Genomic DNA, 12,343 nt, shown 5'->3' with positions numbered 1-12,343 from the left:
GTTACATGGAAACAGCTTTTACCCCCTGGGCTTCACTGGGGGGAGGCGCCCTGATCGGCCTCGCAGCCGTTCTTCTGATGGCGTTACATGGCCGGATCCTGGGTGCTACCGGCATCCTGGGCGGTCTGTTGCGGTTCGATGATCCGACCGACTGGTCGCTGCGGGCCGCGATCATCGCCGGAATGGCCGCCGGACCGCTCGTCTGGCTTGTGCTTGTGGGCGAGCTGCCGGTGATCGATCTGCCGGTCCCGAACTGGGGCGTCGTCCTGGGTGGGATGATCGTCGGCGTCGGCGTCAGCTACGGCGGCGGTTGCACCTCCGGCCACGGGGTCTGCGGCATCGCGCGTTTCTCGCGCCGGTCGCTGGTGGCCACGGCCTCGTTCATGGCCACCGCCATCGCCACCGTATTCGTCATCCGACATGTGCTGGGGGGCTGGTGATGCGCTTGCTGTCCGCCTTCGCCATCGGCCTGGTCTTCGGTCTCGGAATCACGATTTCCGGCATGATCAACCCGGCCAAGGTGCTGAACTTCTTCGACATCGCCGGCACCTGGGACCCAAGCCTGGCCTTCGTCATGGCGGGCGCACTTGGCGTCGCGATCCCCGGCTACCGGCTGGTCTTCCGCCGCCCTGCCCCGGCGATGGCACCGGGTTTCCAGTTGCCCGACACCCGCATAATCGACCGCCGCCTCGTCCTCGGCTCCGCCACCTTCGGGGTGGGCTGGGGGATCGCGGGCTTCTGCCCGGGTGGCGCGCTTCCGGCGCTTGGCACCGGAGATCCGACCGTGTTCCTGTTCCTGGCCGCCCTGATCGGCGGCCTTCTTGTGGCTCGCGTGCTGCAAGGCCGCTTTCCTGCGCGCAAGCCAGCCTGACAAACGGAGGTTCGCATGACCATCAAGGTTGATCTGTCCGTAAAGCCCGAAGTGAAAGGTTTCTTCGATCCCGCCACCAACACCATCAGCTACGTGGTGAAGGACCCGCACTCGACCGCCTGCGCCATCGTCGACTCAGTCATGGACATCGACTATGCCGCCGGGCGCATCACCTACGACCACGCCGACGAGCTGATCGCCCATGTGCGGGAATCGGGCCTGACGCTTGAATGGCTGATCGAGACGCATGTCCACGCCGACCACCTTTCGGCCGCGCCTTACATCCAGCGCCAGCTTGGCGGCAAGATCGGCATCGGCCGCAACATCACCGTGGTGCAGGACACCTTCGGCAAGGTCTTCAACGAGGGGACCGAGTTCCAGCGCGACGGCAGCCAGTTCGACCGCCTGTTTGACGACGGCGACAGCTACCGGATCGGTGGGATGACCTGCCTTGCCGTGCACACGCCCGGCCACACCCCCGCCTGCATGACGCATGTCATGGGCGACGCGGCCTTCGTCGGCGACACGCTCTTCATGCCCGATGGCGGCTCGGCCCGTGCGGACTTCCCGGGCGGCGATGCCGGTCAGCTTTACGACAGCATCCAGAAGGTGCTGTCATTGCCCGACGAGATGCGGCTTTTCATGTGCCACGACTACGGCCCCAATGGCCGCGACATCCGGTGGGAAACCACCGTGGGGGAAGAGCGCGCGCATAACATCCACGTCGGCGGGGACCGCACGCGCGCGGAGTTCGTCGAAATGCGCACCGCGCGGGACAAGACCCTCGCGATGCCGAAGCTGATCATACCGTCCCTGCAGGTCAACATGCGCGGCGGCGACCTGCCGCCACCCGATGAAGACGGCAAGCGCTATCTGAAGGTCCCGATCAACGGTCTGTAAAATGGAAAAAGGCCCCCGCATCCGGAAGCGATGCGGGGGCCGTGCCGAAGGGCACCGTAGCAGATTTACTGCAGCGCAGTTTCGTCGTCGTCACCGCAGGCGATGGCGCAGACAAGCACCAGACCGACGATCACGGGCACGATCCAGCCCGAACGCGGGCTGTCGGCAACGACTTCTGGCATTCCCTCTTCTTCAACGACAACCGGTCCGCCCGCATAGGCGACGGGGGTGAAGGCAAGGGTCAGGGCAAGGATGCTTGCTGCAATCTTGGTCATGGGCTTTTTCCTTGTATGTCTGGCCGGCTGAACCGGCCTGCTGCCCATATAACACAAAATGAATATGAAATGGAAAACGGACGCGTTCGGCTTAGCCTGCACCTGATGCTTGTGCCAAAGTTGCACCATAGGTCTGCAACGTGACGAAAACCGCTTCAACCCGGAACGAGCCCGGCCCGCACAGATGGCCTTCTAGTCACTGCCGAGAAGCTGGAGCCGCCAACCGACAGCCCAAGTGGAAACGGCAGCGCAAAGCGCTGCCGTTAATCGACACGTAGCGGTGTCGAAAGATCAGTCGTCGTTGCCGCAAGCCACGGCGCAGATCAGCACCAGGCCGACCACAACCGGAACGATCCAGCCCGAACGGGGCGAGGATGCTTCGACGACAGGCTCTTCTTCAACGACGACCGGGCCACCAGCGAAGGCAGCGGAGGAGATCATCGTAGCCGCCAGCATCGGGGCAAGAAACTTTTTCATGGCATTTCCTTTCAATTTACCGGGCAATCCCGGGGGAACTCACATGCGGACGCTAAGACAAGAGCCGATGTGGACACAACGGATTCGTGTGAAAATGTGACGAATGAGTCGGCAGCTTTGGCTTTATTGCAACAGACTGCCTCAAAGCCGGGTCGTCGCAGATCAAAGAGCTTTCCGGTTGGGACACACCACTGGCGTGTCAACGTGGACGGGACGACAATTACCTGCCGTCCCGTCTACCCTTGTCATAGCGGCCCTCAGGTCTGAAGCGCTGGCGTGTCAAGGCACCTTGGGACCAGTCTCTCCCTCCGTCGCCGGATCGTCGTCCCCACCGCCGCAGGCGATCAGGCACACCAGGACCAGCGCACCAAGCACCGGCAGAATGCCGATCCGGCTGCCCGGGTTATCGACGATCAGCTCGTCGTTGCCTTCCTCGTCGATGATGACCGGGCCGCCGGCATAGGCCGTCGACGCGGACAGGGCAGTGACAGCCACCAGCACCGCCTTGATTGAATTCAACATGGCATTCTCCTGATCCGCAGGCACGCGACGGAGGTGCCGCAAAGCTGCCGAAATTCCTTAGTGCGCGAAATGTTGGCAAGCAATCAATCCCACGGCCCAGAAACGGTTTCTCCACAGAAAACCGCCGAGTCTCGCCTATAGGTTGTGTTTTAGAACATTCCCGGCACCACCTGATCCGGTGGACGGTGGCCGTCGGCAAAAGTCTTGATGTTGATGATGACCTTCTCACCCATCTCGATCCGCCCCTCGATGGTGGCCGATCCCATGTGCGGCAAGAGAACCACGTTCGGCAGTTCCAGAAGTCGCGGATTGATATCCGTGCCATGCTCGTAGACATCCAGCCCCGCCCCGGCCAGATCACCGGACCGCAGGGCGCGCGTCAGGGCGTTCTGGTCAATCACCTCCCCGCGTGAGGTGTTCACGACGACCGCCGAGGGCTTCATCAGCTTCAGCCGCCGCGCATTCAGAAGATGGAAGGTCGAGGGCGTGTGCGGGCAGTTCACCGAAACGATGTCCATCCGCGCCAGCATCTGGTCCAGGCTTTCCCAATAGGTCGCTTCCAGTTCGGCTTCGACTTCGGGGCGGACGCGCTTGCGGTTGTGGTAGTGCACCTGCAACCCGAAAGCCCGCGCCCGCCGTGCCACCGCCTGGCCGATCCGGCCCATCCCCAGGATACCCAACCGCCGTCCACCCAGACGCCCGCCCAGATTCGCCATCGGTGACCAGCCGGTCCAGCCGGAGTGCATGACTTGCAGCCCCTGCGGGATGCGCCGCGTGACGGCCAGAAGCAGCGCCATCACCATATCGGCCGTGTCTTCCGTCGTCACACCCGGCGTGTTCGCGACCAGGATCCCCCGCTGCCGCGCCGTCGCCACGTCGATATGGTCCACCCCCGCGCCGTAGTTCGCGATCAGCTTCAGCTTCTCGCCAGCCTGCGCCAGAAGGCCCGCGTCGATCGTGTCGGTGATCGTCGGCACCAGAACATCGGCCCGCCGCATCGCCTCGGCCAGCTCTTCGCGCGTCATCGGAACATCGGGATCGCGCAGCTCGACGTCGAACAGCTCCTTCATCCGTGTTTCCACGGCTTCGGGCAGCCGTCGCGTCACGATCACAGTCAGGCGGCTGGCAGGCATTGCACTCTCCCCGAGACTTCCAAATCCGGCGTCCTTGGGGCAAGGTGCAACCAAGCGGGGCAATGCACAAGACCCGGTGAGCGGTAACGGCACGGATGCCCTGCGCGGCATCCCGGAAGGCGGCAAGATGAAACGGTTGGTCGGACTTTTGGCACTTCTGGGCGCTCTTCAGGGCACGACCCTTCTTGCGCAAGACACGGCCGCGTCTGAAACCGACCCCCCCGTGGTGACCGACAAGCCGCCGGAAAAGCAGTGCCAACCCGATATCGGTTGCGTCACGAATCTTCCCCTGCCGCGCTACGTGTCGCTGAAAGGGTCTGAGGGCAACGCCCGCCGCGGTCCCGGCCTGACCCACCGCATCGACTGGGTCTTCACGCGTGCCGGCATGCCCCTGAAGATCACCGCCGAATTCGAGAACTGGCGCCGGGTCGAGGATTTCGAGGGCGCGGGCGGCTGGGTCCACTATTCGCTTTTGTCAGGCGTGCGCAGCGCGCTCGTCACACTTGATATGGCCGAACTCCACGACGCACCGGAAGACGGCTCCACCGTTGTCGCGCAGGCCGAGCTTGGCGTCATCGGCCGCATCCTGGAATGCAGTCCGACCTGGTGCCGGGTCTCGCTGGAGGGGACCCGCGGCTGGATCCGCAAGACGGCGATCTGGGGTGTGAAGGACGACGAACTTGTCGAATGATCCCAAGAGCGGCTTCCGCCTTGCGATGTCGGCCGGGCTCGCCTCGGTCCTCGTGGCGGCCCTGCTGGTCGCGCTGAAGCTTTGGGCGCTGGCCGAAACCGGGGCCCTGTCGATTGCCGCTTCGCTGGCCGATTCCGCCATGGACCTGATGATGTCGCTCGGTGCAGCGGCCGCGATCATCTACGCCGCCCGCCCCGCCGACGAGGACCACGCCTTCGGCCACACCTCGGCCGAGGATCTTGCCGCTCTGGCGCAATCCGCCTTCATCCTCATCTCTGCGGGCCTGATCGGCTGGACGGCCGTCTACCGCCTGACCGCCGACACTCCGCACCAGCTTGCCTCTGAAGGTCGCGGGCTGGTCGTCATGGTCGCCTCGATCCTGGTTACCCTCGCGCTGGTCTGGTGGCAGGGCCGGGTCGCGCGGCAGACCGGCAGCAAGGTCGTCGCCGCCGACCGGCTGCACTATCTTGGCGACCTGCTGCCCAGCCTCGGGGCCATCGCGGCGCTCTGGGCGTCCAGTCGCTATGGCATCGGCTCGATTGACGCCATCGTGGCGATGGCTGCCGCTGCCGTCATGGCCATCGGCGCGCTTCGCATCGGCAAGGACGCCTGGGACGCGCTGATGGACCGCGCCGCCGACCCCTCGATCATCGAGGGCATCGGCCGCATCGCCGCCGACTGGCCCGGAGTGCGCGGCTACCACGACCTCAAGACCCGCACTGCCGGCAGCCGGATTTTCGTCAATCTCCATATCGAGCTGGACGGCGACCAGTCCCTGCGCCAAGCGCATGACATCGGTGCCAGCCTCCGCCGCGCCATCCTCGACACCTATCCCCACGCCGACGTCATCATCCACAAGGACGTCCACCGCGAGACGTAAGCGGTTGACTTTCCACCTCCTCCGCACGATTATACGCGCGTATAACAGTCGGACCCCATGCAACCCGCCCGCCGCCTTTACCGCCGCGAAAGCGAAGAAAGTCGCCGCACGGCGCTGATTTTGGCCACGCAGGAACTGGTGGCCGAAGGCGGCCCCGAGGCCGCGACGGTGCGGGCCATCGCCGAACGGGCCGGGGTCACGCCGGGCCTCATCCGCCATTACTTCCAGTCCAAGGACGAACTGTCGCGCGCCGCCTATCGCGCGCTGATGGACGGGATGACCGCCAAGGGTGCCGATGCCATCGAAGGCGTCGGTGCCGGCCCCGAGGAACGCCTTGCCGCCTTCATCGCCGCCTCTCTCCGCCCGCCGGTCCTTGACGCAGGCGCCGTGGTGCTTTGGGCGGGCTACATGCACAAGGTGCGCAGCGATCCTGACCTGATGGCCGTGCACGAAGCAAGCTACCTCGCCTACCGCGACACGCTGCAGCAACTCATCGAAACCCTTCCGCGCGTGGTGAAGCCGGGGCAGACCCGCGTCGAAGCGATCGCCTGCAACGCGCTGATCGATGGGCTCTGGGTCGAAGGCTCGCTTCTGCCCGGCACCTTCGGCCCCGGCGAGGTCATCACCATCGGACTGTCCTCCATCAGTGCCATCCTTGGGCTGAACCTCCTCGATCACACAGCCATGCTCCCCGACTTCGGAAAGACCACCCCATGAGATACGCCTCCGTCACTGATCGCCTCTCCGGCCTTGGCGGTGCCAAATGGGCACTGCACGCCCGCGCACGCGCCATGAAGGCCGCGGGCGAGGACATCATCGAATTCACCATCGGCGAGCCCGACGTCCCCACCCCCACCCGCTTCATCGAGGCCGCAAGCGCCGCGATGCAGGCCGGTCGCACCGGCTATTCCAACGGCCGCGGCGAGCCTGGCCTCGTCGCCGCCCTCGCCGCCCGCTACACCGCCCGCCGCGGCCGCGAGATCACCCGCGACCAGATCATGTGCCTGCCCGGCACCCAGACCGTGCTTTACGGAATTCTCCGAACTCTGGTCGAAGCCGGGGACGAGGTGCTGCTTGGCGACCCGATGTATGCGACCTACGAGGGCCTGATCGCCCAGACCGGCGCCAAGGTGGTCCCGGTCCCGCTGACGCCCGAAACCGGTTTCCGGATGCAGGCCGCCGATGTCGCCCCCCGGATCACGCCGCGCAGCCGCGTCCTCTTCCTGAACTCGCCCCACAACCCCACCGGCGCGGTCCTGCGCCCGCAGGATATCCGCGCGCTGGGGGACCTCGCCAAGGCCCACGACCTCTGGATCCTCTGCGACGAGGTCTACGAGGACATGGTCTTCCCCGGCGTGACCTTCACCTCACCGCTGGACTTCGCCGACCTCGCCGACCGCACCATCGTCGCCTCGTCGATCTCGAAGTCCCATGCCGCCCCCGGCTTCCGGTCCGGCTGGTGCGTCGGCCCCGCCGAGTTCTGCGCGCGGATGCTGCCACTTTCAGAAACCATGCTTTTTGGCTCGCAACCCTTCCTTGCCGACGCCACCCAAATAGCAGTTTCCGAACCTTCGCCCGTAGCCAGCGGAATGGTCGAACGGTTCTCGCGCCGCGCGGGGATCATCGCCGACGCGCTGTCGGGCGTGAACGGCCTCTACGTCCACCGCCCCGAGGCCGGCATGTTCGCCCTGATCGACGTCCGCGCAACGGGCCTCTCGGGCGAGGATTTCGCCGCCTCGCTTCTTGACCGGCAGAAGGTTGCGGTGATGCCGGGCGAAAGCTTCGGCGCGGGGCTCTCCGGCTGGCTCCGCCTGTCGCTCACGCAGCCCGACGACCGCACGGCGCTTGCCGCAAACCGTATCGCCGCCCATGCGGCCAGCATCCTGGGGAACGCAGCATGACCACCGTTGGCATCCGTCTGGTCGAGGGGCTGATCGCCCGCGGCATCGACACCGTCTTCGGCATCCCCGGCGTCCATACCATCGAGCTTTACCGTGGCCTCGCCGCCGCCGAAGGCAAGATCCGCCACGTCACCCCGCGCCACGAACAGGGCGCGGGCTTCATGGCCGACGGCTACGCCCGCGTCTCGGGCAAGCCCGCCGCCGCCTTCGTCATCACCGGTCCGGGCCTGACCAACACGCTGACCGCGATGGCACAGGCCAAGGCGGACTCGGTGCCCATGCTGGTGATCTCCGGCCTTGGCCGCAGCGATACGCTCGGCAAGGGCCTCGGCCGGCTCCACGAACTTCCCGACCAGGGCGCGATGGTCGCCACCCTTTGCCACACCGAGACCGTCACCGACCCCAAGAAACTGGGCGAGGTTCTGGACCGCGCCTTTGCCGCCATGACCGCCGGTCGCCCCGGCCCGGCGCATATCCAGATCTCCACCAACATGATGGGCCAGCCCTGCCCCGAACTGCCGCCCTCCGTCACATCAACCAGTGCCGTGCCCCTACCGCTGGGTCGCCTGCGCAGCATCGCCGCCGCGCTGAACGCCGCCGAACGTGTCGTCATCCTCGCCGGTGGTGGCACCCGTGGGGCCGAGGGTCCGCTGCAGAAACTGGCGGAATCCCTCGACGCGCCGGTCATCCAGACCGTCAACGCCCGAGGTGCGATGTTCGGCCACCGCCTGACCATCCCAGCCTCGCCCAGCCTGACTGCGGTGCGGAAGTTCATCGCCGACGCCGACCAGATCCTTGCCATTGGCACCGAACTTGGGCCGACCGACTATGACATGTACGCCAACGGTCGCGTGCCGAACCTGTCGGACATGATCCGCATCGACATCTGCGCCGAACAGCTTGCCCGCCACCCCGCCAAGATGCCGGTCAAGGCCGACGCCGGGGCGATGATGGCCGCACTTCTACCGATGACCATCCGCGGCAACCGCGACGGCGCCGCCCGCGCCGAGGCTGTCCGCCAAGCCGCCCGGGCCGAGATTGCTGGCCTAAGCGAGGCGATGCCGGGCCAGCTCGACATGGTCGAGGTGATCCGCGACGCCATGCCCAACTCGATCATCGTCGGCGACAGCACCCAGCCGGTCTATGCCGCGAACCTCTACTACGACCATGACCGCCCACGCGGCTGGTTCAACGCCGCCACCGGCTACGGCGCACTGGGCTTTGCACCCGGGGCTGCCATCGGTGCCGCCATCGCAGCACCCGGCGTGCCCGTGGTCTGCCTGATCGGCGACGGCGGCCTGCAATTCTCGCCCGGAGAACTCCGCACCGCCGTCGACGAAAAGCTCCCCATCACCTACATCGTCTGGAACAACGCCGGCTTCCGCGAGATCGAGGATGCGCTGCGCCAGGCCAAGGTGGACAAGATCATCGGCTGCCACCCCTCGCCCCTGGACATGGAGCACTTCGCGATGGCCTGCGACATGGTCTTCGCCAGCGTGCCCCCCGACCCCGACCAGCTGGGCGAGCTTCTGATCACCCCGCACGAAGGCCCGCGTTTCCTGGAGATTCAGGTCCGCTGACGCTTCAGCATCGGGGCCAGGACAAAGACCAGCGCGACAAGGCAGGCCGCCCAGACAAAGGCGAAGCGCAGGCCGAAGGTCCCGGCCAGCACGCCCAGAAGCGGCGGCCCGACAAAGTAGCCGAAGTAGCCCAGCAAGGTCGCCCGCGCGACGGCCCGCGCCCGGGCCTCGTCCGGGCTCATCTGCCCGACCAGCGAAAACGCCGTCGGCGCCAGGACCGAGGCCCCGATGCCCATGACGAAAAAGCCCAGATAAGCCACCAGCGGACTTGCGGCCTGCGCCACGACCAGCGCGCCCACCGCCGCGATCACCGCGCCGCTGCGCAAGATGGTGAACGCATCCAGCCGCCCCGCCAGCCACTGCCCGCCCAATCGTGCAAAGCCCATCGTCAGGGCCAGCATGGCCGGGCCAAGCGCACCTTCCTCGGGACTGCCCCCAAGGGTCTTCTCGATATGCAGGGCCGACCAGTTCTCGGCCGCGTTCTCGGTCATGAAGGCGATCAGCACGATCCCGCCGCCCAGCACCGGCACTAGGCCCAGCGGCACTGCGGTCCCGTCCTTGGGCTTGCGCAGCCCATCGATCCGCCCATCGCGTTCGATGGTCAGCGTCGCGCAGAGGACCCCCACCGCCGCCATCGTCCCCATCACCCAGTCGGGCCCCCAGCCCGCGCCCCGCAGCACTCCGGTCAGGATCGCACCCCCGGCATATCCGAACGAATAGGCCGCGTGGGCGAGGTTCATCAGATGCAGACCGCGCTGGGTCTCGATTGCCGCCACCCGCGCGTTCATCAGCACATCCGTCAGCCCCGTCGCGGCCCCCGCACAGGCCATCGCCAGCGGAAAGAGCCACCAGACCGAGGCCTGCCCCGGCAGCATGAAGGCCAGCGCCATCAAGAGAACCGCCAGCGGCAGCGCCGCCCGCCCCATCGCCGCGCCGAACGCCGGAGCCACCAGCATCGCGCTGATCGCGGCAATGGGCGTGCAGAAGATCAGAAGTCCCAGTTGCGCCTCGTCCACGCCCAGCATCAGCTTCAGGTCCGGCAGGACCGCCGCGAAGGTGCCCCACAACACCCCCATCGCCGCAAAGGCCCCGATGGCGGGACGGGCATGCGCCAGGGTGGGAAGGGAAATCATTGCGGAAGGCTCCAGGACAAGAGAACGACAGCTATCCCGGCAACACGGTTCCATCCAGCCCAGAGGCGACCCAGCGGCCCTCCGAAAGCGACACCCGCATCCCACCGCCGCGATTCGCGCGGCAAGGTTAGCGGCCTCCCGTCTGACCGTGCGTATGCATGGAAGGAATACGGGATACATACCCGTTACAGACGCCGGTCCGCACCGAAACCGACCGCATTAATCCAGCGTCCCCAATGACTTGCCCATTGCACCATCCCCCGTTGCGTCCAGCGCCAGGATTTCCGCCTTCACCGACGGTCAACCCTCTGCAACGTCACTCCTCCCCCCGCCGAACTTCCCCCTTCCCTTCCTGCGCTTTCTCCGTTAATGCCCCCCGGTCGCGCCATGCACCCTTGGAGGATGGCGGACTTATATGGAGAGAACCTATGGCACGCGAGATCACCGATCTTCTGGCCGAGGTACGGACGGGGACAGGCAAGGGGGCCGCCCGTCAAGCCCGTCGTGACGGCTACGTACCTGGCATCATCTACGGCGACGGCTCTGAGCCGGTCGCGATCAAGATGAAATTCAACTACCTCCTGACCAAGCTGCGGCAGGGTCGCTTCCTGCAGTCGCTGTTCAACCTCAAGGTTGAAGGGCAGCCCGACGTGCACGTCGTGTGCCGTGGCGTCCAGCGCGACGTGGTCAAGGACATGCCGACGCATGTCGACTTCATGCGCATCCACGACGACAGCCGGATCGAGCTGTTCATCCACGTGACCTTCATCAACCACGAAGCGTCGCCTGGCCTGAAGCGTGGCGGCACGCTGACCGTGGTCCGCTCGGAAGTCGAACTGGAAGTCACCGCGGCCGACATCCCCGATCACATCACGGTCGACCTGACCGGCAAGAAGATCGGCGACGTCATCCACATCGACGATGTGGAACTGCCCGCCGGCGTCAAGCCGACGATCGCCCGCAACTTCGTCATCGCGAACGTCGCCGCTCCGGCTGGCCTCGCCGCGGCGGAAGAAGAAGAAGAAGCCAGCGCCTGATTGGGCAGACTGTTCTGACACAGCGGGGGGCCTTCGGGTCCCCCGTCTGCTTTTGTGGCACCGCTGCTCGATGACGTCATCCTTCCCCGCGGAAGGCCACGACGAGAAGACGCAGTCGCACGAGGAGCCTTCTCCTCCAGAAACTCGCGCGCAGCGCCGTGGCCGTTTCGGCAATCGCCGCGCCACACGCGCGCCCCCAACACAACGGCGCTTCGCAACAACCGTTCACTCGGCTCCCGAGCTGTTTGACCGGCGGAAGACCAGCGTATCCTTCTTCGCACCCTCGGCCGCACCAAACCCCTGCGCCTCCAGTGCCGCGACGATCCGCGCCACCCCTTCGGTCCCATAGACCTGCGGATGCGTCTCGACCACCACCAGTCGCACCCCCGGCAGCGGCTGGGTCAGCACCCCCTGCTCGCCGCCCTCGATGTCACAGGAGATCACCGTCGGGGCGAACTTGGCCAGCAGCTTCCCGATCGGCCGCGCAGGCACCCGGATCACCTCGGCATTCTCCGGCCAGCCCTCTGGCCCTTGCAATGCGCTGGCCCAGAAGGCAGGCCGCTGCCCGAACTCCACCTCGCCCTCGCCCGTCGCCACCACCGCGCCGCGCATCACCTTCACGCCCGCAAAGCCGTTCGCCGTCAGGTTCCGCCGGGCTAGCTTCACCGTGTCCGGCCCCGCCTCGACCCCCAGAACCGCGTCCTCCCCCAGCACCCCCGCCGACAGCGCGCAGATGAACCCCAGCCCCGCGCCCAGGTCCAGAAGCCGATCCCCCGGCATGAGGTGCAGCAAAAGCGCATCCGCCTCGTGGTTTTCGTAGCGGCCACTGGTCAGCGCCCGCTCCAGGTTCCCCTTCAGCGCCGCCTCGGGCAGGTAAAGCGTCAGGCCGCGAAGGGTGAAGCTGCGCATCCGGGTCCCGCTTGGTTGTCTCAAACCCCGGCCC

Annotated in this window: 15 protein-coding genes; 9 read left to right on the top strand and 6 right to left on the bottom strand. The window is 66.3% G+C overall.

Going from position 1 to position 12,343, the window contains the following annotated elements; all coding sequences use genetic code 11:
* Positions 1 to 5 precede the first annotated feature (5 nt).
* The 3 genes from Q0C42_RS08410 to Q0C42_RS08400 are packed head-to-tail and all read left to right on the top strand — an operon-like array spanning position 6 to position 1,771.
* Entirely contained in the window at positions 6 to 440 is a 435-nt protein-coding gene (locus tag Q0C42_RS08410; RefSeq protein WP_295074387.1) for a YeeE/YedE family protein, read from the top strand.
* Positions 440 to 871 (top strand): DUF6691 family protein, encoded by a 432-nt coding sequence (locus Q0C42_RS08405; protein ID WP_295074386.1) that lies wholly within the window; start codon positions 440 to 442, stop codon positions 869 to 871. Before Q0C42_RS08410 ends, Q0C42_RS08405 begins: the two co-directional genes overlap by 1 nt.
* A gap of 15 nt (positions 872 to 886) precedes the next feature.
* A complete protein-coding gene (locus Q0C42_RS08400) occupies positions 887 to 1,771 on the top strand; it encodes an MBL fold metallo-hydrolase (protein ID WP_295074385.1) in 885 nt (294 codons plus the stop codon).
* A 65-nt stretch (positions 1,772 to 1,836) separates the two neighbouring features.
* Here the strand turns inward: Q0C42_RS08400 and Q0C42_RS08395 are convergent, their stop codons facing one another.
* The 4 genes from Q0C42_RS08395 to Q0C42_RS08380 all read right to left on the bottom strand — a co-directional run bounded on the left by Q0C42_RS08395 (position 1,837) and on the right by Q0C42_RS08380 (position 4,178).
* Positions 1,837 to 2,046: a hypothetical protein gene (locus tag Q0C42_RS08395; protein ID WP_295074384.1), complete on the bottom strand. Its 210-nt coding sequence runs from the start codon at positions 2,044 to 2,046 to the stop codon at positions 1,837 to 1,839.
* A gap of 291 nt (positions 2,047 to 2,337) precedes the next feature.
* On the bottom strand, positions 2,338 to 2,523 hold the full coding sequence (locus tag Q0C42_RS08390; protein ID WP_295074383.1) for a hypothetical protein: 186 nt from the start codon (positions 2,521 to 2,523) through the stop codon (positions 2,338 to 2,340).
* A gap of 279 nt (positions 2,524 to 2,802) precedes the next feature.
* Entirely contained in the window at positions 2,803 to 3,045 is a 243-nt protein-coding gene (locus tag Q0C42_RS08385; protein WP_295074382.1) for a hypothetical protein, read from the bottom strand.
* A 149-nt stretch (positions 3,046 to 3,194) separates the two neighbouring features.
* Complete coding sequence (locus tag Q0C42_RS08380; protein WP_295074381.1) at positions 3,195 to 4,178, bottom strand: D-glycerate dehydrogenase; 984 nt, start codon at positions 4,176 to 4,178, stop codon at positions 3,195 to 3,197.
* 76 nt (positions 4,179 to 4,254) lie between these two features.
* Here Q0C42_RS08380 and Q0C42_RS08375 point away from each other — a divergent pair, with 76 nt between their 5' ends.
* From Q0C42_RS08375 to Q0C42_RS08355, 5 genes are read left to right on the top strand one after another with little or no spacing between them, the layout of a single operon-like run.
* Positions 4,255 to 4,869, top strand: coding sequence for an SH3 domain-containing protein (locus tag Q0C42_RS08375; RefSeq protein WP_295074380.1), 615 nt, complete (start codon positions 4,255 to 4,257; stop codon positions 4,867 to 4,869).
* A 25-nt stretch (positions 4,870 to 4,894) separates the two neighbouring features.
* Positions 4,895 to 5,749, top strand: coding sequence for a cation diffusion facilitator family transporter (locus Q0C42_RS08370; RefSeq protein ID WP_295075308.1), 855 nt, complete (start codon positions 4,895 to 4,897; stop codon positions 5,747 to 5,749).
* Between the two features lie 57 nt (positions 5,750 to 5,806).
* Positions 5,807 to 6,466: a TetR family transcriptional regulator C-terminal domain-containing protein gene (locus tag Q0C42_RS08365; protein WP_295074379.1), complete on the top strand. Its 660-nt coding sequence runs from the start codon at positions 5,807 to 5,809 to the stop codon at positions 6,464 to 6,466.
* Positions 6,463 to 7,650 carry a pyridoxal phosphate-dependent aminotransferase gene (locus Q0C42_RS08360; RefSeq protein ID WP_295074378.1) on the top strand — a complete coding sequence of 396 codons (1,188 nt, stop codon included), beginning with the start codon at positions 6,463 to 6,465 and terminating at the stop codon, positions 7,648 to 7,650. Before Q0C42_RS08365 ends, Q0C42_RS08360 begins: the two co-directional genes overlap by 4 nt.
* On the top strand, positions 7,647 to 9,230 hold the full coding sequence (locus tag Q0C42_RS08355; RefSeq protein WP_295074377.1) for a 5-guanidino-2-oxopentanoate decarboxylase: 1,584 nt from the start codon (positions 7,647 to 7,649) through the stop codon (positions 9,228 to 9,230). Before Q0C42_RS08360 ends, Q0C42_RS08355 begins: the two co-directional genes overlap by 4 nt.
* Here the strand turns inward: Q0C42_RS08355 and Q0C42_RS08350 are convergent.
* Positions 9,218 to 10,363, bottom strand: a complete 1,146-nt coding sequence (locus Q0C42_RS08350; protein ID WP_295074376.1) for an MFS transporter — start codon at positions 10,361 to 10,363, stop codon at positions 9,218 to 9,220. The two genes, Q0C42_RS08355 and Q0C42_RS08350, sit on opposite strands and share 13 nt — an antisense overlap.
* 428 nt (positions 10,364 to 10,791) lie before the next feature.
* On the opposite strand from Q0C42_RS08350, the gene Q0C42_RS08345 reads away from it, so the two are divergent.
* Positions 10,792 to 11,400: a 50S ribosomal protein L25/general stress protein Ctc gene (locus Q0C42_RS08345; protein WP_295074375.1), complete on the top strand. Its 609-nt coding sequence runs from the start codon at positions 10,792 to 10,794 to the stop codon at positions 11,398 to 11,400.
* A 225-nt stretch (positions 11,401 to 11,625) separates the two neighbouring features.
* Here the strand turns inward: Q0C42_RS08345 and Q0C42_RS08340 are convergent, their stop codons facing one another.
* Positions 11,626 to 12,309, bottom strand: a complete 684-nt coding sequence (locus Q0C42_RS08340; RefSeq protein ID WP_295074374.1) for an FkbM family methyltransferase — start codon at positions 12,307 to 12,309, stop codon at positions 11,626 to 11,628.
* Between the last annotated feature and the right edge of the window lie 34 nt (positions 12,310 to 12,343).

The organism is Tabrizicola sp. (assembly GCF_022842145.1).
Classification (GTDB): Bacteria; Pseudomonadota; Alphaproteobacteria; order Rhodobacterales; family Rhodobacteraceae; genus Tabrizicola.
This window is presented reverse-complemented; position numbering and strand designations above follow the sequence as displayed.

Excerpts from the sequence above, each read along its gene's own strand:
- Q0C42_RS08410 (WP_295074387.1), top strand. The coding sequence starts at position 6 with ATGGAAACAGCTTTTACCCCCTGGGCTTCACTGGGGGGAGGCGCCCTG.
- Q0C42_RS08405 (WP_295074386.1), top strand. The coding sequence starts at position 440 with ATGCGCTTGCTGTCCGCCTTCGCCATCGGCCTGGTCTTCGGTCTCGGA.
- Q0C42_RS08400 (WP_295074385.1), top strand. The coding sequence starts at position 887 with ATGACCATCAAGGTTGATCTGTCCGTAAAGCCCGAAGTGAAAGGTTTC.
- Q0C42_RS08395 (WP_295074384.1), bottom strand. The coding sequence starts at position 2,046 with ATGACCAAGATTGCAGCAAGCATCCTTGCCCTGACCCTTGCCTTCACC.
- Q0C42_RS08390 (WP_295074383.1), bottom strand. The coding sequence starts at position 2,523 with ATGAAAAAGTTTCTTGCCCCGATGCTGGCGGCTACGATGATCTCCTCC.
- Q0C42_RS08385 (WP_295074382.1), bottom strand. The coding sequence starts at position 3,045 with ATGTTGAATTCAATCAAGGCGGTGCTGGTGGCTGTCACTGCCCTGTCC.
- Q0C42_RS08380 (WP_295074381.1), bottom strand. The coding sequence starts at position 4,178 with ATGCCTGCCAGCCGCCTGACTGTGATCGTGACGCGACGGCTGCCCGAA.
- Q0C42_RS08370 (WP_295075308.1), top strand. The coding sequence starts at position 4,895 with ATGTCGGCCGGGCTCGCCTCGGTCCTCGTGGCGGCCCTGCTGGTCGCG.
- Q0C42_RS08365 (WP_295074379.1), top strand. The coding sequence starts at position 5,807 with ATGCAACCCGCCCGCCGCCTTTACCGCCGCGAAAGCGAAGAAAGTCGC.
- Q0C42_RS08360 (WP_295074378.1), top strand. The coding sequence starts at position 6,463 with ATGAGATACGCCTCCGTCACTGATCGCCTCTCCGGCCTTGGCGGTGCC.
- Q0C42_RS08355 (WP_295074377.1), top strand. The coding sequence starts at position 7,647 with ATGACCACCGTTGGCATCCGTCTGGTCGAGGGGCTGATCGCCCGCGGC.
- Q0C42_RS08350 (WP_295074376.1), bottom strand. The coding sequence starts at position 10,363 with ATGATTTCCCTTCCCACCCTGGCGCATGCCCGTCCCGCCATCGGGGCC.
- Q0C42_RS08345 (WP_295074375.1), top strand. The coding sequence starts at position 10,792 with ATGGCACGCGAGATCACCGATCTTCTGGCCGAGGTACGGACGGGGACA.
- Q0C42_RS08340 (WP_295074374.1), bottom strand. The coding sequence starts at position 12,309 with ATGCGCAGCTTCACCCTTCGCGGCCTGACGCTTTACCTGCCCGAGGCG.